We start from the raw sequence: 24,739 nt of genomic DNA, 5'->3' as shown, positions 1-24,739 counted from the left end.
CCTAGTAGATCGTGGCTTCGTGGCGGACTTCGCCGGTGACGGCGTCGGTGGCGGCTGGTGCGTCAGGGCCCTTCTGCACGGCCTTCTTGATCAGGCGGAACTCGACGATCGCGAGTGTGCCGTATATGAGGGTGAAGGCGACCAGGGAAATGAGCACCTCGAGGCCGCTCGTGTTCGGCGAGACCGCGTCCTGCGTCTTGAGGAGGCTGAAGACGATCCAGGGCTGGCGCCCCATCTCGGTGAAGACCCAGCCGACGATCATCGCGGCAAGGGGAACCGGCATCGACCAGATCGCGACCTTCCAGATCCAGCGCTTCTTCGGGCTGCGGCCCTTGCGTGTGACCCAGAGGCCCACCACCGCAGTCGCCACCGAGATCGCACCGAACAGGATCATGTACCTGAACGCCCAGTAGGTCACCCAGATGACCGGGGTGTAGTCGCCAGGGCCGTAGAGGGTCGTGTACTGGGCCTGCAGATCGTTGATGCCCTCGACCGTGCCGTCGAAGGTGTGCGTCGACAGGAACGACAGCAGGTACGGAATGCGGATCGAGAAGAGTTCGCTGACGCCGTCGGGCGTACCGAGGGTGAACAGCGAGAACGAGGCATTCGCTCCGGTCGAGGTGTTGTAGAGCGCCTCGGCGGCCGCCATCTTCATCGGTTGCGTCTGCACCATGGCCAGGCCCAGCTGGTCGCCCGAGAGGAACGTCAGACCGCCGGCGATGACCATCATCCACAGCCCGAACTTCAGGGCAGGACGCATCGTGTCGAGGTGCTGGTTCCGCGAGAGATGCCACGCCGCGGCACTCACGATCAGGGCCGCCGTCACCATGAAGCAGGCGAAGATCGTGTGGGGGAACGCTGCGAGGGCGACCTTGTTCGTCAGTAACGCCCAGATGTCTGTCAATTCGGCCCGGCCCTTGGCCGCGTTGATCTCGTAGCCCACCGGGTTCTGCATGAAGGCATTCGCCGCGATGATGAAGTACGCCGAGAGGATGCTCGCCGCCGCTGTGACCCAGATGGTGGCCAGGTGCAGCTTTCGTGGCAGGCGGTCCCAGCCGAAGATCCACAGCCCGATGAACGTCGCCTCGAGGAAGAACGCCAGTAGACCCTCGAGCGCGAGCGGAGCACCGAAGACGTCGCCGACGAAGCGCGAGTAGTCCGACCAGTTCATTCCGAACTGGAACTCCTGCACGATTCCGGTGACGACGCCCATCGCGAAGTTGATGAGGAAGATCGTGCCGAAGAACTTCGTCAGCTGGAGGTACTTCACCTTGTCGGTGCGTACCCACGCGGTCTGGAAGATCGCGGCCGTGAGTGCCAGACCGATCGTGAGCGGCACGAAGAGAAAATGGTAGATCGTGGTGAGGCCGAACTGCCAGCGCGAGAGCAGAAGGGGGTCGAGCAGGTCGTTCACTGTGCTCCTCGAAGAGTGGCCGAGCAGGGAGATTCACCGGTGGCATCAAGGCTGTTTCCAGCCTGATGCGATAGTTCTACATTGTGTAGAAGAACAGATTTCTACAGAGTGTAGAACAATTTTCTGAAAGGCAGTAACCTGTACTCATGCCAACCCTCGGTGAACTCGAACGATCCATCATGGAGCGCCTCTGGGCAAGCGACGCCCCGGTGGCTGCGGCCGAGCTGCGCGACGAGCTCGCACACAAGACAAGTGCCGGCAACGACCTTGCGCTGACCACCATGCTCACGGTTCTCTCCCGGCTCGAGCGCAAGGGGTTCGTCGACCGCAACCGCAAGGTTCGCCCTCACCTCTACTACGCGGTGACCACCAGGGCCGACCACACCGCCGATCTTCTTCACCAGGTCCTCGGGGCCGAACCTGACCGGGCCGCAGCGCTGGCGCACTTCGTCGGGCAGGTCACTCCGCAGGAGGCCGAGACGCTGAGACTGCTGCTGAGCGAACGCGCAGCCCAGAGCGAAGTACAGGCGACACTCGAGGCCTGACGCGCATTCTCCAGCGACGATGAATGACACAGGCGAGGCCGCCACACAGCTGAGTCCGGTTACGCTGGGCGCGTGCTAGTCGCGTCGATCATTCTCGCCATCGTGGCAATACTGCTGGCGTGGCCTGTGCCCGTCATGCTGGCCGATGCCCACTGGCCGAGGCGCTCACCGGGCGTTGCACTCCTGATCTGGCAGACAATCGCTGTCGCGGGTGGACTGTCGATGATCGGGTCCCTGCTGACATTCGGGTTGATTCCCTTCAGTTCCAGCCTCATCCGGGGACTGGTGTCGCTCCCGCCGCTGATTCTCTCCGGACCGCTTCCGCCGGGTACCGGGATCATCCACATCTTCGCCCTCAGCAGCGCCCTGCTTCTGACCGCGCACCTCCTCCTGAACCTGCTGGTCACTGCCGTACGCTCCGAACGACAGCGCCGACGACACCGCTCGCTCGTCGAGCTCCTCAGCACCCCGCTTCAGGGCCGACCCGGCACTCACATCATCGACTCGCCCGCGCCCGTCGCGTACTGCCTGCCCGGTGCCCGAACGGTCACCGTGCTGTCAGAGGGCCTGGTCTCACTGCTCGACGCCGAGCAGCTCGAAGCCGTCATCGCCCACGAACGCGCGCACTTGCGCCAGCAGCACCACCTCGTGCTCCTCGCGTTCCAGTCCTGGCGAAGCGCCCTGCCCTGGTTCCCCATTGCCACCCGTGCCCAGGCCGCCGTCTCGTTGCTCGTCGAACTTCTCGCCGACGACGAGAGCCGTCGAACCACTGACGACCTCACTCTCGCGCTTGCGATCTCGCTCGTCGGATCGGCTGAGACGAACACCATCGTGGCGCAGCCCCTGGCCGAGGCTGTTGCCGGCACCGGGAGCGAACACCTCGTCGGCCTGAGCGCCGTGTCGGTGAGGGTCGATCGGCTCGTGCACCCTGAGCCGCAGCTCCCCCTGGCCATGCGGGGCGTGATCGTCGTCGTGACCCTCCTGCTGCTGGCAATTCCCGCGGCCCTGCTTCTCGCGTCGTAGCTGAGCAACAACGACAGAGAGCCGGTCGGGTTGCTCCAGATGAGGAGGAACCCGACCGGCTCACGTGCGGTCAGCTCAGTGCACCCTGCGGGTGCGGCCTATCAGAACAGCTTCGCGTTGGCGAGCCACGCCTTGGCGATGTCAGCAGACGACTTCTGGTCGACCGTCGACTGGCCGTTCATGGCCACGAGGTCGGCTGTCGTCAGCGCAGCGCTCACCTTGTTGATGATTTCGGTCACCTGCGGGGTCGCGGTCTCCTTGTTGATCAACGGCACGACGTTCGAAGCGAGGAACAGGTGCTTCGGGTCGCTCAGCGTCACCAGGTTGTTCGAACCGATGCTCGGGTCTGCGCTGTAGATGTTGGCCACCTGGATCGTGTTGTCCAGGAGCGCCTTCAGGGTCAGTGGGCCTGCGGAGTCGTCAATCGGGGTGAAGCCCACCGTGACGCCGTAGGTGCTCAGTAGCCCGGGAGGGCCGTAGGGGCGGGTGGCCAGCTCTGCGTTGCCACCGAGAGTCACACCCGAGACCTTGGAGAGGTCGCCGATGCTCGAGACACCGTTCGCGTCAGCGAAGGCCTTCGTGACGTTGTACGAATCCTGGTCGGCAGCCTGCGACTGGTCGAGAACAGTGAGATTCGCCGGAAGCGCGGTCTTCAGCGCGGCGTAGACGTCGTCAGCGCTGGTGGCCGTTGCCGTCTTGTCGAAGAACTGGAGCAGGTTGCCCGTGTATTCGGGGAACAGCGTCACTTCACCACTCTGCAGTGCGGGAAGGTACGCGTCGCGCTGGCCGATGTTGAACTTGCGGGTCACCGTCAGGCCATTGGCCTCAAGTGCCTGAGAGTAGATCTCCGCAATGATCTCGTTCGAGTAGTACGACTGTGAGCCGACGACAATCGCTCCGGCGGATTCGCTTGCCGACGATGTCGAGCCCAGAGGGCTGCTGCTCCCCGACGCACACCCTGCCAGCGCGACGGCCGCGCTGACCGCGATAACGCCGAGTGCGGCGATACGGCCTTTCTTCAATGCTGTGAACATTCTTATTTCCCTTCTCGGATGGAATTACCCACCACCGCGCGGGGTCTGGTTGACCTCGCACGGACATCTGTGACACGTCCCGCGGTGACACCGCGTGGTATGACCAACCTCTGCAACAACGCGAATATGCCCTCGAGCACCAATGCAAGCGCGGTCACGACGATCGACGCCCCGAGGAGCTCGGCGTAGTTGCGCGTTTTGAGGCCCTCATTGATGAACACACCGAGGGCACCTCCCGTGGCGAAGTACGCCAGCGTGGCCGTGGCGACCACCTGCAGGATGCCCGACCTGAGTCCCCCGATGAGCAGAGGAAGACCCAGCGGCAGCTCCACCTTCGTGAGTATCTGCCATTCGGTCATACCCATGGCGCGCGCCGCGTCGACTGTTCGTTTGTCGACAGCTTCGACGCCCGCGTAGGCCCCGGCGAGCACGGGTGGAATTGCCAGGATCACGAACGTCAGGAGCGGTGCTTTGAACCCGATTCCGATCCCGAGTGCGAAGATGATGAGCAGTCCGAGGCTCGGGAGGGCACGCAGGCCGCCCGACAGCGAGACGGCCACGTCCCGCCCGCGACCTGTGTGCCCGATGAGAAGGCCGATCGGTACGGCGATGACCGCGCCGATGGCCACCGCCCCGAAGGTGTAGGCCAGCTGTTCAGCGATGCGCTGGGGTATGCCGCCGGGCCCAGCAGAATTCGCGGGGTCGAAGATCCAGGCGATTCCCTGAAGGAAGAGATCCATCGCTTCAGACACCGCCCGCTGTCACTGCGCCAACGACAGCCCGTTCGCGCGCTTTCGCGCTGGCTCTCGGGTCAGCCCGGTTCCAAGGCATGAGGATGCGCCCGGCCAGCACCAGAATGATGTCGAACACCACGGCGATCACCAACGTCGCCACGATGCCGCTGGCAACTTCGGCGACGATGTTGCGCTGGAGGCCGTTGAGGAAGAGGTAGCCGAGGCTCGAGACGCCGATGACCGAACCGATGCTGACCAGGCTCACGGTGCTCACCGAGACGACTCGGAGTCCCGCGAGAAGAACGGGCCCCGCCAGCGGGAACTCGACGTGCCAGAAACGGCCCCAGGTCGAGTAACCCATAGCCGTAGCTGCCTGCGTCACGCCTGGGTCGACGGCCGCCAGTGCATCTGCCACTGAACGCACCATGAGCGCAACGGCATAGATCGTCAGTCCGACGACGACATTGACCGGGTCGAGGATGCCGGTTCCGAGAAGGGCAGGAAGGGCGATGAACAGCGGGAGCGAGGGGATCGTGTAGAGAAGCCCACTCACGGTGAGCAGAATCCCCCGTGAGGCGTGATAGCGATTGGCGAGCCAGCCGAGGGGAATCGAGATGATGAGGCCCAGGATGATCGGCGGGACCGCCAGGGCGATGTGGTCGAGCGTCAGACTCCAGATGAGCCCGAAGTTGTTGGTCACCCAGTTCACGAAAGCCCCCGCCTGAACGCGGCCCAGCTCTGCACGAGTCCTTCGGCCCGGCGCCGGCTCAATCGGTCGGAGGTGACTCTCGTTGCCCGGAGTTTCATGACTGGAGTACTCCGGTCGGTCGTCCGTCTGCATCGACGACCACATTGCGGCCGTTCACGACCTCGACACGCAGGGCGCGCCGGCCACGGTCGGCGCCGATGAAGGTGGCGACGAAATCGCTGGCAGGGTTCGACAGGATCTCAGCCGGCGTGCCGGCCTGCGCTATCCGCCCGCCCTTCTCGAGCAGCACAACCTGGTCGCCGAGCAGGAACGCCTCGTCGATGTCATGGGTGACGAAGACGATCGTCTTCGCAAGCTCCCGCTGGATACGGATGAGCTCCTGCTGCAGTTCGGCCCGCACGATGGGGTCGACCGCACCAAAGGGTTCGTCCATCAGCAGAATGTTGGGGTCTGCAGCAAGCCCACGGGCAACGCCGACACGCTGCTGCTGGCCACCAGAGAGCTGGCTCGGGTAGCGGTCTGCCAGGGACCGGTCGAGCCCGACCGTGTCGAGCAGGGTGAGTGCGTGCTGCCGGGCATCCGACTTCTTCACCCCGTTGAGCACCGGCACCGTCGCCACATTGTCGACCACCTTGCGGTGCGGCAGGAGCCCGGAGTTCTGCATCACGTAGCCGATGCTGCGCCGGAGTTTCACTGGGTCGAGCGCGTAGATACTTTCGCCGTCGATCTCGATTTCACCGGAGGTCTTGTCGACCATGCGATTGACCATTCGCAGGAGCGTCGTCTTGCCCGAACCCGAAGAACCGACTAGCACGGTGGTCTGCCGGGCCGGGATGACCAGGCTGAAATCGTCGACTGCGACCGTACCGTCGGCGAACTGCTTGGTGACCGTTCGGAACTCGATCATGCCGGTACCCATTCGTCGTTTGCGGTGTCGGCCAAGCAAAACACTATTTTCAACGCTTGGCAAAGGCAGGCGCAGGGCCTTGACGAATTGTTGCCGAAGGGGCCTGCCAGCCCGGCAGGACGCAGCGAAGCCGCACCGAGCTGTGAGGCTCTACCTGCCCGGAACGGTCTACGTGCTCGGAACCGCCGACAGGTACCCGTGCACGATCGACCGCGCTTCGGCGATGATCCGCGCGTCACCGTTCTTCTCGCCGATGAATGCACGGGTGACGAGTGCATCGCTCATGTTGACCGACATCTCGAGTCGAAGCGTGAGCTCGGCCGAACCTGTCACACCGAAGTCCTGCGTGATGATCTCAGCGAACGCGCCCGCGATACGTTCGGAACGGATGCCCTGGCTCTCGATGTCGGGATAGGAGACGAGATCGCCCAGGCGGATCGAGGTGAAACCGACCTCTGTGCGGTGCATCTCGACATTGGTGTCGAACGCGACCATCATCAGGTCGATCCACGTTTCTGGCTTCTCACGAAGGATGTTCTCGCGCGTCTGGCGCAGGAAACGGTCCATGCTGCGCAGGCTGAGTGCCGAGAGCACAGCGATGCGGTCAGGGAAGTACCGGTAGACGGTTCCGATCGATGCACCGGCCCGCTCGGCGACCATGGCCGTCGTCATACGCTCGACGCCCACCTCATCGACGACTTCTGCGGCAGCGTCTACGAGGGCGGAGATACGCGTGGAACTGCGGACCTGGACCGGCTCGTTCCGAACGTTCACCATTTCGAGCAGGGTTTCGTCTATGAGCTTGCTGAGCGACACGTTTCTGCCAATCCCCTTCGTTGTTACAAGTAACTCTCATGTTACTTACACTTCGCCTGAGTCGCGCTCAGGTTTATTGTGTCTGGGAATTTTAAGTTGCGTTTGCCAGCAAATTGAGAGCCAATTGCTGCCGATTGGCGAAGCGTTCTCCCCCGGAAGGGCATCGGTCACCTCGACGCGGCAACCGCACAGTCTGGCAGACTGAGGAAGTGCCAGACGAGTCGAACCCCTCCGTACCCCCTGCAGCAGGCGCTGCCGGCGTGCACGCGAACGCCTTCTCGGCCGGCAAGGTCACGCCGGAGTTGATCCTGCACCGGGCCGCACGCGTCGAAGACGCCATCCACGAGTTCCGGGAGAACCGCGCTCGCAAGAGGGGTTACCACACCACCGTGATCCCCTACACCGGTTACGGGTCGACAACCTGGATACGGGTGCTCAGCCGGGTTCTGCTGACGCGTGACAGGAAGCCGCGGCGAAAGCTGCCCCTGATCGGCCGCCGAGACGAAATGGTGCGGGGATGGCGGAGCTTCACTGCCGTACCTATCAACGATGTCGAAGTGACGGTGACGATCGACGGCGTTGTGCATCAGGTCTCGGCAGATCGCGGGGGCGTCGTCGACGCGAAGATCCAGGCGAATCTCGCACCCGGTTGGCACTCGATCACCCTGCAGGCCGAAGACTCCCAGGCTGTTGAAGCCCCGATCTTCATCATCGACCCCGCATCGAAGTTCGGCGTTGTCAGCGACATCGACGACACCGTGATGGTCACCGCCCTCCCGCGGCCACTTCTTGCGGCGTGGAACACCTTCGTGCTTGACGAACACGCCCGCATGCCCACTCCCGGCATGGCTGTGCTCCTCGACAGGCTCTCTGCAGCCCACCCCGGTTCAGCGACGATCTACCTCTCCACCGGGGCCTGGAACGTCGCGCCCACCCTCACCCGTTTCCTCTCCCGAAACCTCTATCCGTCCGGCCCGCTGCTCCTCACCGACTGGGGGCCGACCCACGACCGTCTCTTTCGCAGCGGCCGGGAGCACAAGCGCGACAACCTGCACCGGCTCGCCGAGGAGTTCCCCGCGACCAAGTGGCTCCTCGTGGGCGACGACGGCCAGCACGACGAGGAGATCTACGGCGAGTTCGCCCAGCAGCACCCCGAGAGTGTCGCGGCCATCGCGATCAGGCAGCTCTCCCCCAGCGAAGCGGTTCTGGCGGGCGGTCGATCGAAAGCAGAATCGCTCTCAGAACGATCCAGGGCCCATTGGATGTTCGCCCCAGACGGATCCGGACTGGCCGCACAGCTCACCCGGCTGGGCGTGCTCTGACCCGAGAGAAACCGAAGAGAGCCATGCCGACTGCAACCCGAACCCAGCTGACACGCCTCCGGCTCCTGAGCCAGCGCATCGAGCGCCCGGATTCGCCCACACCCGGTCTCGACACGGCTGAAGCCTCACCGGTCGACGTGGTGCGCTGGATGACGGCCATGCAGGCGCAGGACCTCCCCGGTGTCAAGTGGTCAGTCGGCCTCCGCGCAGAAGGCAGCACGCTCACGACGGTCGATGACGCGCTGAACAGCGGCGCCGTAGTGAGATCCTGGCCGTTCAGGGGCACCCTGCACCTGGTCGCAGGCGAAGACCTGGGGTGGAAGCTCGACCTCACAGCCGCGCGAATGGTCGCCGGTGCCCGCACCCGCCATCGCCAGCTCGGCCTCGACGACACCGTCTTCGAAGCAGCCCGTGCGGTAGCCGTCGAGAGCCTGGCTGGGGGTGTGGCGCTCACGAGGGACCAGCTCTTCGCGAGGTTCGCTGAGGCCGGTATCGCCACAGACACCAATCGCGGCTCCAACCTGCTCTGGTACCTCGCCCACACAAAGACCATCTGCTTCGGCCCGATGCGCGGTTCAGCGCAGGCCCTCGTACTGCTCGACGAGTGGGTGACAGCACCACGAAGCCTCGATCGTGACGAGAGCCTCGGCGAACTGGCCACCCGCTACTTTCGCAGCCACGGCCCGGCGACGCTGAAGGACTTTCTCTGGTGGTCGAAACTGCTGGTTCCTGAGGCGAAACGTGGGCTCGAGATCGCCGCCGACAGGCTCGAGACGGTCGATTACGACGGCCAGACCTACTGGTTGGCAGAGGGGTTGCAGGGTGCCTCCGCGAGCAGGGGGAGCCGATCATCCGTTGACCTGCTGCCCGGCTTCGACGAGTACCTTCTCGGCTACACCGACCGCCGCGCCGCGCTTGATGAGCAGTACAGCCAGCGCATAGTGCCCGGCAACAACGGCATCTTCCTGCCGACGGTCGTCTCCGGCGGCATTGTCGTCGGCACGTGGTCCCGCACGGCGACAAGCACGCAGGTTGCCGTGACGCCCGAGCCGTTCGCGGAGTTCTCCTCCGCTCAGACGGGCGGAATCCGCAAGCGCGCCTCACGATATGCAGATTTTCTCGGCCGCGAGCTTCGCTGATCGCACCCCACACCAGTAGAGCGCAGGCGGCTTGCACCATCGACGAACCGCCGCCCAGTTCGAACCTGGACGGCGGTTGTCGATTACAGGATGAAACTACGCCTGGAGCGAAGCCTGCAGGTCGATCGTGATGGTCACGTCGTCACCGACGAGCACTCCACCGGCCTCGAGGGGAGCGTTCCAGCTCACGCCGAAGTCGTTGCGGTTGATGACCGTCTTCGCGGTGAGGCCGAGCTTGTAGTTGCCGTAGAGGTCGTTGCCGAAGCCACCGAACTCAACGGTGAAGGTGACCTCTTTGGTGACACCCTTGATGGTCAGGTCTCCCGTGACCGCGAGGTCGTCCTTGTTCGGCACAACGCTCGTCGAAACGAAGGTGATGGTCGGGAACTCGGGAGCGTTGAAGAAGTCGTTGGTGCGCAGGTGGCCGTCACGGTTTGCGTCGCCGGTGTTGATCGACTCAACTTCTGCGGTCGCCGTCAGCTTGGTGTCGAGGGGGCTCTCTCCGGTGACGAAGGTGGCGTCGAACTTCTCGAACTTGCCCTTGACCTTGCTGATGAGAAGGTGGCGAACGCTGAACGAGACCTCGCTGTGCGAAGGATCGATCGTCCAGGTGCCGGCCTTGTGTCCGGGGATCGTGTAGCTGTCAGTCATGGTTTCTCTTTCCGTCGGTTTCATCCAAGAATAGTTGTCGATACAACCTGCTATCGATTATCTATACAAATGCATTCACTATCCACATTATTCCCGCAGTCTGAAACATTCCGTCACAACGAGATGAGAACATGAAGTCATGACTACACCAACAACGCGTGTCGACTTCTGGTTCGACCCCTCGTGCCCGTGGGCCTGGATGACCAGCAGATGGGTCGACGAGGTGGCGCTTTCTCGCGACCTCGACGTCTCGTGGCACATAATGAGCCTCGCCATCCTCAATGAGAACAACGACGTGTCAGAGAGCTACCGGGCCTTCTTTCCGCGCGCCCTCCGCTACGCACAGCTGGTGGCCGCGGCGAAGGAGCTGCACGGTGACTCGGTTGTGAAGCCGCTCTACGATGCACTCGGATCGCGAATCCACCTCGGGCAGCGCTCCGATGTCGACGCTGTCATTGCAGAGTCCCTCACTGAAACCGGCCTGCCCGCCGAGCTGGCTTCGTACGCGCCATCGGACCCCACGGCAGACCCCTTTCCCTTCGAATCCCAGCTGCGTGAATCGCACGGCTCAGGAATGGCGCTCGTCGGCAATGACGTCGGTACTCCGATCGTCTCCGTCAACGGCGTGGCATTCTTCGGCCCGGTCATCTCGCCGGCACCGAGCGGCGAACAGGCCCTCGCCCTCTGGGACGGCGTCGTCGCTGTCGCCGGCTACGACGGCTTCTTCGAACTCAAGCGCAGCCGCACCCGCGACCCGATTTTCGCTGAGACCCACGCGGCCCACACCACCTGAATCCGGCAACGCGCCGTCGAGGCACAACGAAACGACGGTCCTGCACGTAGCGTAGAGCCATGTCTCGTTCGGCGCGCCTTCTCGCCGGGGCTCTGCTGGCCGTCGCCGCGAGCGTCGCCTCCCCGTTGACCGCGACAGCGCTCTCCGCGCATACGTCGGCCCGGGCATCCATTTCGGCCGAATCTGCGGCATTCATCAACTTCACCGGCCGGCTGAGCCAGCTTGCGGTTCGCACCGACTATCCGAGCTGGGACGACGTCAACGCAGCGAAACAGAATGAGGCGGCGAAACAGGCAGAGGTGACGAATATCACCTCGCTGCTCGGTCAGCTGGAAGATGAGGCCGCCCGGCTCGGTGACGAGGCCGTGCAGAAGGGCAACGAATACCTGAAGGCCGCCGCAGAGCTGCAGGCAGCGACCCAGATCGCCCAGACGGCCGACCAGCGGGCGACGGATGCCCAATCCAGGGCCACGGCGGCCCAGAAGCAGGTCGGGGCAATCGCAGCATCGCTCTACCGTTCGGGGGGAAGCTCGAGTGCCACGCTCCTGCTCGACAGCTCGAACGCGGGCTCACTGCTCTACAGGCTCGGCACCATGAGCAAGCTCACCGAGCAGTCGGCGAAGCTCAGCGACCTCGCCGCCGCTTCGCAGAACCTGGCAGCGACACTCAAAGACCAGGCCACCGTCGCCGAGAACGCCCGAACCGAACTCGCTGCTGCCGCACAGAAGGCGGCCGACGACGCCAAGGCGGCACAAGAGGCGGCCGATGCACAGGTGGTCGACCAGAAAGCCAAGAGCGATGTGCTGTACGCCCAGCTCGCGGCGCTGCAGGATTCCACGGCGCAGATCGTCGAGTCGTACCGGCTCGGGCAGATCGAGGCTGCCAACATCCTGGCCCAGCAGCAGGCCGCAGCCGCCGCAGCGGCCGCCAGTTCGGGTTCGGGCTCGAGTTCTGGCTCCGGCAGCAGCGAGGGACTGCCGCCGGGCTCGGTGGTGGTGGATCCCGCCGCCGCGAAGGCCTACGCCGCCGACCGGGTGGCGTCGATGGGCTGGGGCTCAGACCAGTTCTCCTGCCTGGTGCTGCTGTGGAACCGCGAGTCCGGCTGGCGCGTGAACGCCTACAACGAGAACGGCGGGGCCTATGGGATACCCCAGTCACTACCCGGCAACAAGATGGCCACGGCCGGCGCCGACTGGCGAACGAACGCCCAGACCCAGATCAACTGGGGGCTCTCGTACATCTCCCGCTCCTACGGCACTCCGTGCGGAGCCTGGGCGCACTCGCAGAACACGAACCCGCACTGGTACTGAGTGTCGCCCGGCAGCGACACGCAACGCGGCTGCTCATGGAGCGAATTCAGTGAACGAAGACATCGTTCAGTGTGACGGTCTGCAACCCGCGACTGGTGATCAGGTTCTCGAGTTGGGGGAAGACCTCCGTCACCGGCAGGAAGTTCAGATGCCCGATGACGATGTGCTGCGGCAGGAACCACTGTGTCGCGAAGTCGACCACCTGCTGGTCGGTGATCAATCCGCTGTCTGACAGCGAGCCGTACCACATGACCGGCGTCGTGTAGCCGATCTTCGCTGCGAGATGGTCGGTGTGGTGGTTGCGATAACCGAATGGTGGGCGATAGAAGGGCCGGGCATCCACCCCGAAGGTGTTCATCAGGAAGTCGTGGTTCTTCTGGAGTTCGTCGATGACGCCGTCGTCAGAGAGCGAGGTGAGGTCGGCGTGATCCCAGGTGTGGTTGCCGAGCTGGATCTGGCCGGTCTTCACGAGAGGGCGCAACAGTTCTGCATTCTCCGTCCAGCCGGGATAGGTGCCATTCACGAAGAAGGTCAGCCGGGTGCCCGTCTTCTTCGCGAATTCAACGTACTTGCGAATCACCTCGCTGTTCGAGCCGTCATCGACCGTCCAGGCGAGGAGCTTGCCCTCTCCCGGAAGGTCGGTCATGACACCCTCGGGGATGGCGACTTTGGCCAGTGCCGGTGCACTCTGCGACGGAACGGGTGTCGGAGTGGGGGTGGGTGTCGGCATCGGTGCGGGCGTTGCGGTCGGGGTGGGTGTGCGCGTCACCGGCGCGCGGGGTGTCGCGCCTGCCGCGACTGGGGTAGTTTGAGGCGTCGATGCACACGCCGTCGCAGTCGCCACAACGCCGGTGGCGGCCAAAATGAGAAACAGTCGACGTTGCACGCACCCACAGTATCGGGACGGGAGGAACAGTGACGGAAATCGGTTCACCCCGCCGCACCCCCAAAAGGGGTGACAATGTGGTGCTGGCCCTGATCGCCGCGTGTCACCCCGGCCCGACTGCTGCGGTCACCGCTCTCTCGGTCATTCTCTCCATCACGATCGGCCTCGCGCCTGTTCGCGTTGCCACCGTGGGTGCTGCGATCCTGGCCGGCCAACTCGCAATCGGCTGGTCGAACGACTGGCTGGATGCCCGGCGCGACGTCGATGCCGGCAGAACCGACAAGCCCGTGGCAACCGGGGCCGTCGCCGTCTCGACCGTGCGCACGGCGTTCATCGTGGCCGCACTGGCGGTCATCCCGCTGTCGTTCGCACTGGGTATCGACGCTGCTGCAGCGAGCATTGTTCTGACGGCCTCGGGGCTCTCGTACAACCTGTGGCTGAAGAAGACGCAGTACTCGTGGCTGCCGTACGTGGTGAGTTTCGGGTTACTGCCGATGGTGGTCACGCTCGCAGCGACTCCCCCGGCCGTTGCGGCGTGGTGGGTGGTCGCGACGGGCTCCCTGCTCGGGCTCGCTGCCCATTTTGCGAATGTGCTTCCCGACCTCGAGGACGACCGGGCCGCAGGGGTGAACGGGCTGCCGCACCGACTGGGTCGCGTCGGGTCTGGCCTGGTGGCGTTCGGTTCGCTTCTTCTGGCCTCGGTGATGGTCACGTTCGGCGGCCTGTTGATGCCAGCCGCCGGAGGTGCGCCGGGCGCACCCTCCCGTTACAGCGATGCGACAGTCGCCGCTGCTGCACCCAGCCTTCTCGGCCTCATCGGCTTTGCCATCGGGCTGGTGATCGCGGCGTTCGGAGTATGGCTGGTGCTGACCCGACCACCGAGCAGGCTGCTGTTCCAGCTGATCATCGCCAGCGCGCTGATCGACGTGGTGCTGCTTGACCTGTCGGGTTCACGCCTCATCGCCTGAGGTGGTCAACCGGCGGTCGGGGCACCCGTGTATGCCACCGCGTCGGCCGTCACGAAGCTGAACCACGCCCGCTGCCCGGCAACGAGGTCGAGCTCTGCAGCGAGCCGTGGGTGGAGGTCGGCAGCCACACTCTCGGAGTGCACACGCACGACGTCACCGCGCGGTTCGATGTCTCGAATCTGGCCCATCAGCACGGTTCTGTCGGCGTGCAGCACAGGTTCGGCCAGCGACAGCGTCACCGCCGAGGGCCGGACCGCACGCGTCTCGCCGTCACTTCGCACCACCACGAGACCGACGAGGTCAGCGGCGAAACCGCTCCGGGGCCGTTCGAACACCTCGGCCGTCGAACCCTGTTCGACGATGCGCCCGTCTTCGACGATCACGACCGTATCGGCGAGCAGATAGGCATCGAGGATGTCATGGGTGACGATGATGGCACTGCGGCCCTCGAGAACCCTCCGGAGTGTTCTGCGGAGAGTCGGCGCCACTGCCACATCGAGGGCGGAGAGCGGTTCGTCGAGGAGAAGCAGCGAAGGCTCCGACGCCAGCGCACGAGCGAGGGCGATGCGCTGGGCCTGACCCCCCGAGAGTTCGGTCGGCCTGCGCGCAGCGAGGTCACGGGCATCCACTTCGTCGAGCCAGCGAATCGCCGAGCGGCGGGCCTCGCGGATGCTGAGCCCGAGGCTGCGCGGGCCGAACGCGACATTGTCGAGCACGCTGAGGTGCGGGAAGAGCAGCGCCTCCTGTGCCAGCAGCGAGATACTGCGGGCATGCGGAGCGATCCACACAGAGCGAGGGGCAGCGCCGCCGCCCCGGGTGACGTCGGTGGCGGTGGTGACGCTGGTGGTTGTTGCAGTGACAGAGGCACCTCTGCGCGTGCCTGGCAGGTCGAAGAGCGTCTGGCCGTCGAGTGTGGCACGGCCGCTGTCGGGCGTGAGGAGTCCTGCTGCGATGGCGAGCAGCGTCGACTTGCCGGCGCCGTTCGGCCCGAGGACGGCGACCGTTTCGCCATCGGCCACGGTCAATTCGAGGTCGAAGCCCCGGGCATCCACTCGCGCTCGAATCGTGAAGGTCACGGCGTGGCCTCGAGCCTGAACCGCGCATGAGTGGCGATCTGGTGCGAGAGCAGAACGACGAGCACGGCAACGATCACCAACACCAGCGAGAGAGCAACGGCAGCCTCTGGGTCAGTCTCGCGCTGCAGGTAGATCTCGAGAGGCAAGGTGCGGGTGACACCCTGGAGGCTGCCAGCGAAGGTGAGTGTCGCGCCGAACTCGCCCAGTGCCCTGGCAAACGACAGCACTGCACCCGAAATGACGGCGGGGGCCACCAGGGGCAGAGTCACCCTCCACAGCACGCCAGTGGGGCGAGCACCAAGCGTTGCCGCCACGGCTTCGTAGCGCGTGCCGACCGTGCGCAGCGCGCCCTCGAGGCTGAGCACAAGAAACGGCAGCGCGACGAAGGTCTGGGCGAGAACGACGGCGGTCGATGAGAAGGCGATCTGGATGCCCAGCACGTCGAACGCGCCGCCGAGAAGCCCCCGCCGGCCGAAGGTGTAGAGCAGCGCGATTCCGCCGACCACCGGTGGCAGAACAAGCGGGAGCAACACGAGCGAACGAAGCACCTTCTGCCCGGTGAAGCGGGTTCGGGCCAGGACCAGAGCGAGGGGCACTCCGAACACGATGCACAATATGGTCGCGGCAAGCGAGGTTCGAAGGCTCAGCCACAGGGCGTCGAGCGACGACGGCGACGTCACCAGCGGAATGAACTGGGCCCAGTCGACGCGTGTGACGATCGCGACGAGGGGCAGCAGCACGAACGCGGCACCCACGATCGCCGCCGCAATCACCCAGCGCGGAACGCCACCCGAGCTGCCGGCCCACCCTGCCGGCGAACGTCGGCGGGAACGGGCGGAGGAAAGCACGCTAAGGGACGGCACCGAAACCCGCCGCCTGGAGAACACCCCGGCCCACAGAGCCGGTCACATAGGCGATGAACGCCTCGGAGAGCGTCTGGTTCTTCGTCGTTGCCACGACACCGATCGGGTAGGTATTGACAGCCTGCGACGCTTCGGCGAACGGTACGCCGAGCACAGTGGAACCCGATGCCTTGACATCGGTGACGTAGACCAACCCGGCGTCGGCTTCACCCGAGGCGACCTTGCCGAGCACATCGGTCACCGACGACTCCTCGCTCACAGCAGGGATCGTCACGCTGGTTGCGGTCTCGATGGTCGCTGTGGCTGCGCCGCAGGGCACCTGCGGCGCACAGATGACCGTTCTCACTCTCGCTTTACCGAGGTCGCCGAAGCTGGAGACATGGGCCGGATTGTCGAGCGGCACCGCGATCTCGAGAGTGTTGGTGGCGAAGTTCACCGGTGTTCCCATGATCTCCGAGGCGTCGGTGAGTTTCTTCATGTTCTTCGCGTCGGCAGACGCGAAGACATCTGCTGGTGCACCGGAGGTGATCTGCGTGACGAGATCACTCGAACCGGCGAAGTTCAGCGTGACGGTCGTGCCCGGATTGGCGGCTTCGAATTTCGTGGCAAGCGCCGTGAAGGTCGGCTTCAGCGAAGCGGCGGCGAAGACGACGATCGTGCCCTTCGGAGTCGGCGTGGGGGTCGCTGTGGCCGAAGCCGTCCCAGCGGCCGCCGTGCCGACCGGAGCCGACGTGGAGGTGCAGGCGGCCGCGCCCGTGAGCACAGCTGCGGCAACCAGCGTGGCAGCTACTCTTCTGGCCACCTTCGTGCGGCCCGGCAGAACGATCCTCTTCACATCTTTCCCATCGGTGTCTCAACGATGACCGTCGTGGCTTTCACGACAGCGACGGCAACGGAGCCCAGCTCGAGTCCCAGCTCGCGAACTGCCTCACTCGACATGAGCGAAACCACGCGGTGGGGCCCGCACTGCAGTTCGACCTGGGCCATCACCGTGTCCATGGTGATCGCTGTGACCAGCCCCACGAACGAATTTCGGGCAGACCGCCCCACTCCGGAGGGGTCGGCCATCGCGACGGCGTTCTTCTTCACCAGCTGGGCCAGTTCGAAGCCGTCGACCACCGTCTTGCCCGAGTCGTCTTTGCTGCTCGACAACAGCTCATTGTCGACCCAGCGGCGCACGGTGTCGTCACTGACGCCAACGTAGAGCGCGGCATCCCTGATCCTGATCTGCGGCATGAATACGACTATATCGCCGCAGGTGCGGAAACTGGAGTCAGAGGCGGTTGACGCCCGTCACCCGGATGATCGCCACGCCCTGCTCGGCCGACTCCGCGAGGTCGACCTCGGCGTCGATGCCCCAGTCATGGTCGCCCGCAGGGTCGTCAAAGGTCTGCCGTACACGCCAGACCGACGAGCCCTCCGTGATGGTGAGCATCGAAGCACTGCGCGCGTCGCCGGCCGTGCCGATCGAGTCGTATTCGCCGTAGTAGCCGTCGAGGGCATCAGCCCACCGGTCGCGGCTGAAGCCGCCGGGGCCGTCGAGCTCGCCCAGGTCGTCGACCTTGTCGAGCGCAGCCAGCTGCACCCGGCGGAAGAGTTCGTTGCGCACCAGGATCCGAAATGCCCGCGCGTTCGACACGACGCTGCGAGGTGCCGGCGGTAGCACGGCGGTGACCCCGCGACCATGGGACGCGACCTCGTCGGCCTCACCCTGGATGTCGGCGGGGTTCGTCAGCTCCTCCCACTCGTCGAGCAGGCTCGAGTCGACCTGGCGCACGAGCTCGCCCAGCCACTCGATGAGGTCGAGCAGGTCTTCGGTCTTCGCCTCGTCGGGGATCGTCGCCCGCGCCGCGCGGAAAGCATCGGAGAAGTACCGGAGCACCAGCCCCTCTGACCGGTTCAGCTTGTAGTACCCGATGTAGTCGTTGAACGTCATCGCCCGCTCGTACATGTCGCGCACCACGGTCTTCGGGCTGAGTTCGAAGTCACCGACCCACGGTTGCGAGGCTTTGTAGGTCTCGAAGGCGGCAGCCAGCAGCTCCTCCAGAGGCTTGGGGTGCGTGATCTGTTCGAGCAGTTCCATTCGCTGGTCGTACTCGATGCCCTCGGACTTCATTGCCGCGACGGCCTCGCCCTTGGCCTGGAACTGCTGGGCTGAGAGCACCGGCCGCGGGTCGTCGAGCGTGGCCTCGAGCACCGAGATCATGTCGAGCGCATACGTCGGCGATTCGGGGCCGAGCAGGTCGAACACCGCGAGCGCGAGCGGCGACAACGGCTGGTTGAGCGCGAAGTTCGGTTGCAGGTCGACGGTGAGACGGATGATCACCCGGCCATCGGCATCCGGTGGCAGTTGCTCCACGATGCCCGCGGTTCGGAGCGTTCGGTAGATCGCCAGCGCCTGTCGATCGAGGTCGAGCTGACGGTGACGCGGTTCGTGGTTGTCTTCGAGCAGCTTTCGCACGTTGGTGAACGCGTCTCCCCCACGCCCGATCACGTTCAACAGCATCGCGTGGGTGATCTGCATGCTCGAGGTGAGCGTCTCTGGTTCGGCCGCGATGAGCCGGTTGAAACTCGGCTCCCCCCACGAGACGAAGCCCTCCGGTGCGCGCTTCTTCACGACCTTCTTGAGCTTCTTGGGGTCGTCTCCCGCCTTGGCTACAAGACGGGCGTTCTCTGTCTCGTGCTCTGGCGCCTGCGCCACGACAGTGCCCGCGGTGTCGAATCCTGCGCGGCCGGCGCGGCCGGCGATCTGGTGGAACTCGCGAGCGGTGAGCTGGCGCATCCGCGTGCCATCGAACTTCGTCAACGCCGTCAGCAGAACGGTACGGATGGGCACATTGATGCCCACACCCAGTGTGTCGGTGCCGCAGATGACCCGCAGCTGGCCCTGCTGGGCGAGCTGCTCTACGAGCCGGCGATACTTCGGCAGCATGCCGGCGTGGTGAACCCCGATTCCGGCACGGATGAGCCGCGAGAGGGTGCGGCCGAAGTTCGTCGTGAAACGGAAGTCACCGATCGCCTCGGCGATCGCATCCCGTTGTTCTCGGCTCACGATCTTGATGCTCGACAGCGCCTGGGCCCGCTCGAGCGCAGCCAGTTGCGAGAAGTGCACGATATACACCGGGGACTGGCCGGTCTGCAGCAGGTCTTCGACCGTCTCGTGGGCCGGCGTCGTGGCGTAGTAGTAGTTCAACGGCACGGGTCGTTCGACGCCGGTGACCACCGCTGTTTCGCGATTGGTGCGCGCGGTCAGGTCTTTCGAGAGCCAGGTCACGTCGCCGAGGGTGGCCGACATGAGGATGAACTGCACGTTCGGGAGGGTGAGCAGGGGCACCTGCCATGCCCAGCCGCGCTCGGGATCGGAGTAGAAGTGGAATTCGTCCATCACGACCTGGTCGACAGGGGCATCTGCGCCATGACGCAGCGCGATGTTGGCGAGGATCTCGGCGGTGCAACAGATGATGGGTGCGTCGGGATTCACGCTCGAATCGCCGGTGACCATGCCGACGTTGCTCGGGCCGAAGATCTCGACCAGAGCGAAGAACTTCTCGGAGACGAGCGCTTTGATGGGAGCGGTGTAGAAGGTGCGGCGACCATCGGCGAGGGCTGCGAAGTGTGCCGCTACGGCGACCAGCGACTTTCCGGTGCCTGTCGGTGTACTGAGGATGAGGTTGGCGCCGGAGACGATCTCAATGATCGCCTCCTCCTGCGCCGGGTACAGCGTTAGGCCGCGCGAGAGTGTGTACTCGCTGAAGCGTTCGAAGAGCTCGTCGGGGTCGGCCTGGGCGGCGGTACCGGCATCACCGTCGGCGGCGACGTCGGGCAGGTAGTTGATCAGCGACAGGCGCGAGTCGAGCTGGGCATCCGTCATCCTTCGATCATGCCTTACCGAGGGCTCACCTCAGCTCGCGTTCCTGTCGAGTTCATGCTCCACTGCTCGACGGATCCAACTCGAAACCGACCGATCATCTGCCTCGGCCTTCTCCCGAACTCTCTGCAGCAAATCGTCTGGAAATCGCACAGGTACTGGCTCGCTCAACCGCTTGCGGCGACGAACCGCGGGGCCAGTCGGCACCTGGTTCTCGGGTTTGGCGTAGAACTCGAACTCTTCGTCGGGCGTCATCTTCGTATTCATCGATCCTCCTTGTACATCCTCGCCAACCCCCAACGGAACCATCAGCACTCGACCTTCGACCTCGGCGACCATCAGCCAGTGTGCTGGAGGTTCAGCAGGATAGAAGAGCGGGTCGCTCGCCCAGATATCGGCGATGTCCTGCACCCCGAGCTTCGGATGCTTGAACAGGTGAGCGACCTGATGGTCGATTTCAAAGGGCCAATCGTCAGCAAGCAGTTCAATCTCGAACCGCGTGAATTTCATGGACTGATTGTATTACAAACAGCCACAGGTGCACACGACATTTCTTCATACTAACCACGGGAATTCGTGCAGTCTCATCTCACGTGACTGCTAGGGCTTCGGGATCTGGGGTACCCAGCAGCGGACCGCGTCCCGGTAGCTACGAAACTCGTCGCCGAAACGCTGCTCGAGGTCTGCCTCCTCATGCGGCCTGACGGCGTAGTTCCAGAGCAAAGAGCCGGCCACGGCGTAGGCAACCACAAGCCACGACTCCAGGATCAGGCCGACCGCGACACCCTGAACGAAGCCGGAGACGGCCATGGGGTTGCGGATCCAGCGGTAGGGGCCCACGATCACCAGCCTGTTGGCCATCGCCGACGGCAGTGGAGTGCCGTCGCCGAGCGTCGACATGATCACCCCCGAGGAGATTCCGAGGGTGCTGGCAAGGAGGAGAACGGCAACGCCGAGCGGAATTGCAAACGCCGGAAACGGGAGCCCGACTCGCCAGCGCTGCTCGAGCGCCGCAATCACCAGCGGAATGACAACCAGGAACAACCCCCAGAAGACCGCGATCTGCCCGAACGTCGATGCCACGTGACGCGCGGGTTTCGGCCTCGTCGTGGCTGAACGAAAGGCAAATGGGCCGTTGATGAGCCACTCGGTGGGCACACGGCCGAACAGGATGATGCACAGGGCACTCAGCGAACCCACCGTCGCCGCGCCCATCGCCAGCACACCCCAACCCGCTTCGGTGGTGACCGTGGCATACGTCGCCAAGCCGAGAGTGACGACGCCCGTCCAGCCAGTGCTCACCACTGCCGCGGGCCTCACCCCGAACGCAGCTAACGCAGAGGCGATCACGAAGAGGGGCATGTCGAAGACAGCGACGACAGTCGGGTTGAGCTGACCGAGCGTAGCCTCACGCACGACGGGTGAGAGGAACACCGCGATCCACCAGGCCAGCCCAGCGATCGCCTGCACAGCGAAATAGAGTCGACCCCAGCGCATGCCCACAGACTACCCGTCCGCAGGAGAACAGGACTGCAACAGGGGCGCTGATACGCGCACCTCCTCACAGACTCGCAGAATCGTTCGGAAGGTAGGGTGATGCGAGCACGTGCTGCAACGCCTGAAGGAGGCCCCCATGCCCACAACAGTGACCGGCGTCATCGCCAGATCCCAGGGCGCACCCGTCGAACTGGTGAACATCGTCGTTCCCGACCCGGGCCCGGGTGAAGCTGTCGTCGACATCGAGACCTGCGGGGTCTGTCACACCGACTATCACTACCGCGAAGGTGGAATCAGCGACGACTTCCCGTTCCTGCTTGGCCATGAAGCCGCCGGCAGGGTCAGCGCGATCGGCGACGGCGTCACCAACGTCAAGGTCGGCGACTTCGTGGTGCTCAACTGGCGTGCGGTCTGCGGCGAATGCCGCGCCTGCGTGCGGGCAGAGCCCTGGTACTGCTTCAACACCTTCAACGCGACCCAGAAGATGACCCTCGAGGACGGCACCGAACTGAGCCCTGCCCTGGGTATCGGCGCGTTCGCCGAGAAGACCCTCGTGCATTCGAAACAGTGCACCAAGGTCAACCCCGATGCCGACCCCGCAGCCGTCGGCCTTCTCGGCTGCGGAATCATGGCGGGTCTCGGCGCCGCAATGAACACGGGCAACGTCGGGCGCGGCGACTCTGTCGCGGTGATCGGCTGCGGCGGTGTCGGCACTGCCGCAATCGTGGGTGCACGGCTCGCCGGCGCGAGCACGATCATCGCCATCGACCGCGACGCGAAGAAGCTCGTGAAGGCGCAGAAGCTCGGCGCAACCCACGTCATAGACTCCAGCAGCCTCGACGAGGCGGGGGTGGTCGCCGCCGTTCAGGCGCTGACGAAGACGTTCGGCGCCGATGTCGTGATCGACGCCGTTGGTCGGCCTGAGACCTGGCGGCAGGCGTTCTACTCGCGCGACCTGGCCGGCACAGTCGTGCTCGTCGGGGTACCGACCCCCGACATGATGCTCGAGATCCCCCTTCTCGACGTCTTCGGCCGCGGCGGTTCGCTCAAGTCCAGCTGGTACGGGGACTGCCTGCCGGAACGCGACTTCCCGATGCTGACTGACCTCTTCCTGCAGGGCCGCCTGCCCCTGGACGAGTTCGTCACCGAACGCATCGGCATCGAAGACATCGAACAGGCCTTCGCCAGCATGGCCAGCGGCGACGTGCTCCGCTCGGTGGTCGTGCTCTGATGCCGGCCCGAATCGAGCACCTCGTCACCAGTGGCACCTTCAGCCTCGATGGTGGAACGTGGGATGTCGACAACAACGTCTGGATCGTCGGCGACGACTCCGAGTGCGTCGTCATCGATGCGGCCCACGACGCGGATGCCATCCTCACGGCGATCGGTGACCGCGCGCTCCGGGCCATTGTGCTCACCCACGCCCACGACGACCACATCGACGCCGTCGCTGCGGTCCAGGCGGCAACCGGGGCCCCGGTCTCTCTCAACGACGGCGACCGGATGCTGTGGGACGCCGTCTACCCCGACAAGATGCCCGATGCCGGCCTGGTCGACGGCCAAGTGATCCGGATCGCCGGGGTCGAGCTCCAGGTGCTCCAGACGCCCGGGCATTCCCCGGGTGCAGTCTGCTTCTACGCCCCAGCCCTGGGTACGGTCTTCAGCGGCGACACCCTGTTCAGCGGCGGGCCAGGGGCGACCGGGCGTTCATACAGTGACTTCCCCACGATCATCCGGTCGATCACAGCGAAGCTGCTCACCCTGCCGGCCGAAACGGTCGTTCTCACCGGGCACGGCGACTCGACCACGATCGGTCAGGAAGCTCCCTCACTCGACGAGTGGATCGCCCGCGGGCACTAGGGCATCGAGATCGCTGCGACGATGTGGGTGACGCCGAACTGCCAGGCGTCGTCGACGTTGCCGCCGAGCTGGAAGGCACCATTCAGCTCCATGCCGACAAAACCAGCCGCCCAGGCCGTGAGGGTGCGCGCTGCCTCGAGTGCGTGAGCCTCTCCGGCCAGCTCGCCGGCGACCCTGAGGATCGAAGCGCTTGCGGCGACGCCGAACTCGATGCCGGCAACAGGTATTCCAGCACCCGGGGCCATCACAAGCTGAAACGCGGCGGGTCGCTCGTGGCCGAACGCACGAAAACTGTTCGCCAGCTGCCGCGGGCTGGTGGCAGCATCCAACCTGGCTGCCAATTCAGTGAGCGTCGCCTCGGCGACCAACCGGATCAATTGGTCACGGCTCTCGACTCGTTTATAGAGCGAGGGCGGGCGCACACCCACCCGATGTGCGACCGCGTTCATCGTGAGCCCGGCAACCCCGTCGTGTTCGAGGAGTTCGCATGCGGCGAGCACGATCGCGTCGAGGGAGGTTCTGTCTGGAGTGGGCATATCAGCAGTATAGCTATTGACCATAGCCATGATGGCTATGTAGCATAGCCATCATGAAACTCGGACCTTCCCTTCACCGCATCGGCAATCACATCATTGCCGCCTACCTCATCGACACCCCCGAAGGAGTGACCGTGATCGATGCCGGGCTCGCCGGGCTCTGGCACGACCTTCTGGCCGAACTCGACACCATGGGGCGCACAGTCGCCGACATCAAAGGGGTGATTCTCACCCATGGCGACTCCGACCACATCGGGTTCGCCGAACGACTCCACCGCGACCACGGCGTTCCCGTCTACGTGCATTCCGCAGACGCGAGCCGAGCCAAGGGCGGCCCGAAGCCGGCGAACGCGAAACAGACGATGCGATTCGGCGCCACGCTCGGGTTCTTCGCCTATTCGCTCCGCAAGGGCGGATTGCGCACGACCTACCTCACCGACGTTGTGGAGCTCCATGGCGGCGAAACCCTCGACCTGCCGGGTCAGCCCGAGATCATTGCACTGCCCGGGCATTCCGAGGGCAGTATCGCGATCTTCGCACCCGTCGCCGACGCCGTGTTCGTGGGCGACGGCCTGACGACGCGGCACGTGCTCACCGGCACGAAGGGCCCGCAGCCCGCGCCGTTCACCGACGAACCAGAGCAGGCCGTGGCGTCGCTGAAGGCCCTGATCTCCACAGGCGCGACCTGGGTGCTTCCCGGCCATGGCGACCCCTGGAGCGGCGGTATCGAGGCTGCCATCGCCGCGGTCGAGAAGGCCGCAGCCCCCGCTGGCTGACGATAGAATTGG

Annotated in this window: 26 protein-coding genes; 10 read left to right on the top strand and 16 right to left on the bottom strand. The window is 64.8% G+C overall.

Annotated features, from left to right (window positions below; all coding sequences use genetic code 11):
- Window position 1: 1 nt before the first annotated feature.
- Window positions 2–1,414: a cytochrome ubiquinol oxidase subunit I gene (locus KPL76_RS09580; RefSeq protein ID WP_216332727.1), complete on the bottom strand. Its 1,413-nt coding sequence runs from the start codon at window positions 1,412–1,414 to the stop codon at window positions 2–4.
- A 146-nt stretch (window positions 1,415–1,560) separates the two neighbouring features.
- Here KPL76_RS09580 and KPL76_RS09575 point away from each other — a divergent pair, with 146 nt between their 5' ends.
- Together KPL76_RS09575 and KPL76_RS09570 are read left to right on the top strand one after the other, a co-directional pair.
- Window positions 1,561–1,959 (top strand): BlaI/MecI/CopY family transcriptional regulator, encoded by a 399-nt coding sequence (locus KPL76_RS09575; RefSeq protein WP_216332725.1) that lies wholly within the window; start codon window positions 1,561–1,563, stop codon window positions 1,957–1,959.
- Window positions 1,960–2,031: 72 nt separating this feature from the next.
- Window positions 2,032–2,982 (top strand): M56 family metallopeptidase, encoded by a 951-nt coding sequence (locus tag KPL76_RS09570; protein ID WP_216332723.1) that lies wholly within the window; start codon window positions 2,032–2,034, stop codon window positions 2,980–2,982.
- A gap of 101 nt (window positions 2,983–3,083) precedes the next feature.
- On the opposite strand, the gene KPL76_RS09565 is transcribed toward KPL76_RS09570, so the two are convergent.
- The 5 genes from KPL76_RS09565 to KPL76_RS09545 all read right to left on the bottom strand — a co-directional run bounded on the left by KPL76_RS09565 (window position 3,084) and on the right by KPL76_RS09545 (window position 7,182).
- Window positions 3,084–4,016 carry an ABC transporter substrate-binding protein gene (locus KPL76_RS09565; RefSeq protein WP_216332721.1) on the bottom strand — a complete coding sequence of 311 codons (933 nt, stop codon included), beginning with the start codon at window positions 4,014–4,016 and terminating at the stop codon, window positions 3,084–3,086.
- Between the two features lie 2 nt (window positions 4,017–4,018).
- On the bottom strand, window positions 4,019–4,756 hold the full coding sequence (locus tag KPL76_RS09560; RefSeq protein ID WP_216332720.1) for an ABC transporter permease: 738 nt from the start codon (window positions 4,754–4,756) through the stop codon (window positions 4,019–4,021).
- A 4-nt stretch (window positions 4,757–4,760) separates the two neighbouring features.
- A complete protein-coding gene (locus KPL76_RS09555; RefSeq protein WP_216332718.1) occupies window positions 4,761–5,459 on the bottom strand; it encodes an ABC transporter permease in 699 nt (232 codons plus the stop codon).
- A gap of 94 nt (window positions 5,460–5,553) precedes the next feature.
- Window positions 5,554–6,366 carry an ABC transporter ATP-binding protein gene (locus KPL76_RS09550; RefSeq protein ID WP_216332716.1) on the bottom strand — a complete coding sequence of 271 codons (813 nt, stop codon included), beginning with the start codon at window positions 6,364–6,366 and terminating at the stop codon, window positions 5,554–5,556.
- Between the two features lie 168 nt (window positions 6,367–6,534).
- Window positions 6,535–7,182 carry a TetR/AcrR family transcriptional regulator gene (locus KPL76_RS09545; protein WP_253201979.1) on the bottom strand — a complete coding sequence of 216 codons (648 nt, stop codon included), beginning with the start codon at window positions 7,180–7,182 and terminating at the stop codon, window positions 6,535–6,537.
- Window positions 7,183–7,442: 260 nt separating this feature from the next.
- Here KPL76_RS09545 and KPL76_RS09540 point away from each other — a divergent pair, with 260 nt between their 5' ends.
- Window positions 7,443–8,504: an App1 family protein gene (locus KPL76_RS09540; RefSeq protein WP_253202232.1), complete on the top strand. Its 1,062-nt coding sequence runs from the start codon at window positions 7,443–7,445 to the stop codon at window positions 8,502–8,504.
- Between the two features lie 23 nt (window positions 8,505–8,527).
- Window positions 8,528–9,643: a winged helix DNA-binding domain-containing protein gene (locus KPL76_RS09535; protein WP_216332714.1), complete on the top strand. Its 1,116-nt coding sequence runs from the start codon at window positions 8,528–8,530 to the stop codon at window positions 9,641–9,643.
- 96 nt (window positions 9,644–9,739) lie between these two features.
- Here the strand turns inward: KPL76_RS09535 and KPL76_RS09530 are convergent, their stop codons facing one another.
- Window positions 9,740–10,294: a YceI family protein gene (locus tag KPL76_RS09530; protein WP_216332712.1), complete on the bottom strand. Its 555-nt coding sequence runs from the start codon at window positions 10,292–10,294 to the stop codon at window positions 9,740–9,742.
- A gap of 139 nt (window positions 10,295–10,433) precedes the next feature.
- On the opposite strand from KPL76_RS09530, the gene KPL76_RS09525 reads away from it, so the two are divergent.
- Both KPL76_RS09525 and KPL76_RS09520 read left to right on the top strand, forming a co-directional pair.
- Window positions 10,434–11,087, top strand: a complete 654-nt coding sequence (locus KPL76_RS09525) for a DsbA family protein (protein ID WP_216332703.1) — start codon at window positions 10,434–10,436, stop codon at window positions 11,085–11,087.
- A 59-nt stretch (window positions 11,088–11,146) separates the two neighbouring features.
- Window positions 11,147–12,397, top strand: coding sequence for a hypothetical protein (locus tag KPL76_RS09520; RefSeq protein ID WP_216332701.1), 1,251 nt, complete (start codon window positions 11,147–11,149; stop codon window positions 12,395–12,397).
- A 46-nt stretch (window positions 12,398–12,443) separates the two neighbouring features.
- Here KPL76_RS09520 and KPL76_RS09515 read toward each other — a convergent pair whose 3' ends face one another.
- Window positions 12,444–13,127 (bottom strand): polysaccharide deacetylase family protein, encoded by a 684-nt coding sequence (locus tag KPL76_RS09515; RefSeq protein ID WP_216332699.1) that lies wholly within the window; start codon window positions 13,125–13,127, stop codon window positions 12,444–12,446.
- Window positions 13,128–13,360: 233 nt separating this feature from the next.
- Between KPL76_RS09515 and KPL76_RS09510 the strand changes: the two genes are divergently transcribed.
- The gene (locus KPL76_RS09510) at window positions 13,361–14,251 is read left to right on the top strand and encodes a UbiA family prenyltransferase (RefSeq protein WP_216332697.1); all 891 of its coding nucleotides are present in this window, start codon (window positions 13,361–13,363) and stop codon (window positions 14,249–14,251) included.
- A 5-nt stretch (window positions 14,252–14,256) separates the two neighbouring features.
- Here KPL76_RS09510 and KPL76_RS09505 read toward each other — a convergent pair whose 3' ends face one another.
- The 7 genes from KPL76_RS09505 to KPL76_RS09475 form a co-directional block, all read right to left on the bottom strand.
- On the bottom strand, window positions 14,257–15,327 hold the full coding sequence (locus KPL76_RS09505) for a sulfate/molybdate ABC transporter ATP-binding protein (RefSeq protein ID WP_216332695.1): 1,071 nt from the start codon (window positions 15,325–15,327) through the stop codon (window positions 14,257–14,259).
- Complete coding sequence (locus KPL76_RS09500; protein WP_216336300.1) at window positions 15,324–16,175, bottom strand: ABC transporter permease; 852 nt, start codon at window positions 16,173–16,175, stop codon at window positions 15,324–15,326. The genes KPL76_RS09505 and KPL76_RS09500 overlap by 4 nt, the downstream gene beginning before the upstream one ends.
- A gap of 1 nt (window position 16,176) precedes the next feature.
- Window positions 16,177–17,016, bottom strand: a complete 840-nt coding sequence (gene modA, locus KPL76_RS09495; protein ID WP_371733956.1) for a molybdate ABC transporter substrate-binding protein — start codon at window positions 17,014–17,016, stop codon at window positions 16,177–16,179.
- Between the two features lie 5 nt (window positions 17,017–17,021).
- On the bottom strand, window positions 17,022–17,426 hold the full coding sequence (locus KPL76_RS09490; protein ID WP_216332693.1) for a molybdopterin-binding protein: 405 nt from the start codon (window positions 17,424–17,426) through the stop codon (window positions 17,022–17,024).
- A gap of 37 nt (window positions 17,427–17,463) precedes the next feature.
- Window positions 17,464–20,034, bottom strand: a complete 2,571-nt coding sequence (locus KPL76_RS09485; RefSeq protein WP_371733955.1) for a DEAD/DEAH box helicase — start codon at window positions 20,032–20,034, stop codon at window positions 17,464–17,466.
- A 57-nt stretch (window positions 20,035–20,091) separates the two neighbouring features.
- Entirely contained in the window at window positions 20,092–20,568 is a 477-nt protein-coding gene (locus tag KPL76_RS14770; protein ID WP_253201977.1) for a YlcI/YnfO family protein, read from the bottom strand.
- Between the two features lie 90 nt (window positions 20,569–20,658).
- Entirely contained in the window at window positions 20,659–21,555 is an 897-nt protein-coding gene (locus tag KPL76_RS09475; RefSeq protein WP_216332689.1) for an isoprenylcysteine carboxylmethyltransferase family protein, read from the bottom strand.
- Between the two features lie 136 nt (window positions 21,556–21,691).
- Here KPL76_RS09475 and KPL76_RS09470 point away from each other — a divergent pair, with 136 nt between their 5' ends.
- Both KPL76_RS09470 and KPL76_RS09465 read left to right on the top strand, forming a co-directional pair.
- Entirely contained in the window at window positions 21,692–22,786 is a 1,095-nt protein-coding gene (locus KPL76_RS09470; RefSeq protein WP_216332687.1) for an S-(hydroxymethyl)mycothiol dehydrogenase, read from the top strand.
- A complete protein-coding gene (locus KPL76_RS09465) occupies window positions 22,786–23,415 on the top strand; it encodes an MBL fold metallo-hydrolase (protein ID WP_216332686.1) in 630 nt (209 codons plus the stop codon). The genes KPL76_RS09470 and KPL76_RS09465 overlap by 1 nt, the downstream gene beginning before the upstream one ends.
- On the opposite strand, the gene KPL76_RS09460 is transcribed toward KPL76_RS09465, so the two are convergent.
- Window positions 23,412–23,951, bottom strand: coding sequence for a TetR/AcrR family transcriptional regulator (locus KPL76_RS09460; protein WP_216332677.1), 540 nt, complete (start codon window positions 23,949–23,951; stop codon window positions 23,412–23,414). The genes KPL76_RS09465 and KPL76_RS09460 overlap by 4 nt on opposite strands.
- 53 nt (window positions 23,952–24,004) lie before the next feature.
- On the opposite strand from KPL76_RS09460, the gene KPL76_RS09455 reads away from it, so the two are divergent.
- Window positions 24,005–24,727, top strand: a complete 723-nt coding sequence (locus KPL76_RS09455; protein ID WP_216332668.1) for an MBL fold metallo-hydrolase — start codon at window positions 24,005–24,007, stop codon at window positions 24,725–24,727.
- Window positions 24,728–24,739 lie beyond the last annotated feature (12 nt).

Source organism: Subtercola sp. PAMC28395 (genome assembly GCF_018889995.1).
Lineage (GTDB): Bacteria > Actinomycetota > Actinomycetes > Actinomycetales > Microbacteriaceae > Subtercola.
This window is presented reverse-complemented; position numbering and strand designations above follow the sequence as displayed.

Bases quoted from the DNA above. Each gene is read 5' to 3' on its own strand.
- KPL76_RS09530 (WP_216332712.1), bottom strand. From the start codon at position 10,294: ATGACTGACAGCTACACGATCCCCGGACACAAGGCCGGCACCTGGACG.
- KPL76_RS09575 (WP_216332725.1), top strand. From the start codon at position 1,561: ATGCCAACCCTCGGTGAACTCGAACGATCCATCATGGAGCGCCTCTGG.
- KPL76_RS09455 (WP_216332668.1), top strand. From the start codon at position 24,005: ATGAAACTCGGACCTTCCCTTCACCGCATCGGCAATCACATCATTGCC.
- KPL76_RS09515 (WP_216332699.1), bottom strand. From the start codon at position 13,127: ATGCCGACACCCACCCCCACTCCGACACCCGTTCCGTCGCAGAGTGCA.
- KPL76_RS09470 (WP_216332687.1), top strand. From the start codon at position 21,692: ATGCCCACAACAGTGACCGGCGTCATCGCCAGATCCCAGGGCGCACCC.
- KPL76_RS09475 (WP_216332689.1), bottom strand. From the start codon at position 21,555: ATGCGCTGGGGTCGACTCTATTTCGCTGTGCAGGCGATCGCTGGGCTG.
- KPL76_RS09565 (WP_216332721.1), bottom strand. From the start codon at position 4,016: ATGTTCACAGCATTGAAGAAAGGCCGTATCGCCGCACTCGGCGTTATC.
- KPL76_RS09560 (WP_216332720.1), bottom strand. From the start codon at position 4,756: ATGGATCTCTTCCTTCAGGGAATCGCCTGGATCTTCGACCCCGCGAAT.
- KPL76_RS09460 (WP_216332677.1), bottom strand. From the start codon at position 23,951: ATGCCCACTCCAGACAGAACCTCCCTCGACGCGATCGTGCTCGCCGCA.
- KPL76_RS09520 (WP_216332701.1), top strand. From the start codon at position 11,147: ATGTCTCGTTCGGCGCGCCTTCTCGCCGGGGCTCTGCTGGCCGTCGCC.
- KPL76_RS14770 (WP_253201977.1), bottom strand. From the start codon at position 20,568: ATGAAATTCACGCGGTTCGAGATTGAACTGCTTGCTGACGATTGGCCC.
- KPL76_RS09550 (WP_216332716.1), bottom strand. From the start codon at position 6,366: ATGATCGAGTTCCGAACGGTCACCAAGCAGTTCGCCGACGGTACGGTC.
- KPL76_RS09490 (WP_216332693.1), bottom strand. From the start codon at position 17,426: ATGCCGCAGATCAGGATCAGGGATGCCGCGCTCTACGTTGGCGTCAGT.
- KPL76_RS09535 (WP_216332714.1), top strand. From the start codon at position 8,528: ATGCCGACTGCAACCCGAACCCAGCTGACACGCCTCCGGCTCCTGAGC.
- KPL76_RS09465 (WP_216332686.1), top strand. From the start codon at position 22,786: ATGCCGGCCCGAATCGAGCACCTCGTCACCAGTGGCACCTTCAGCCTC.
- KPL76_RS09525 (WP_216332703.1), top strand. From the start codon at position 10,434: ATGACTACACCAACAACGCGTGTCGACTTCTGGTTCGACCCCTCGTGC.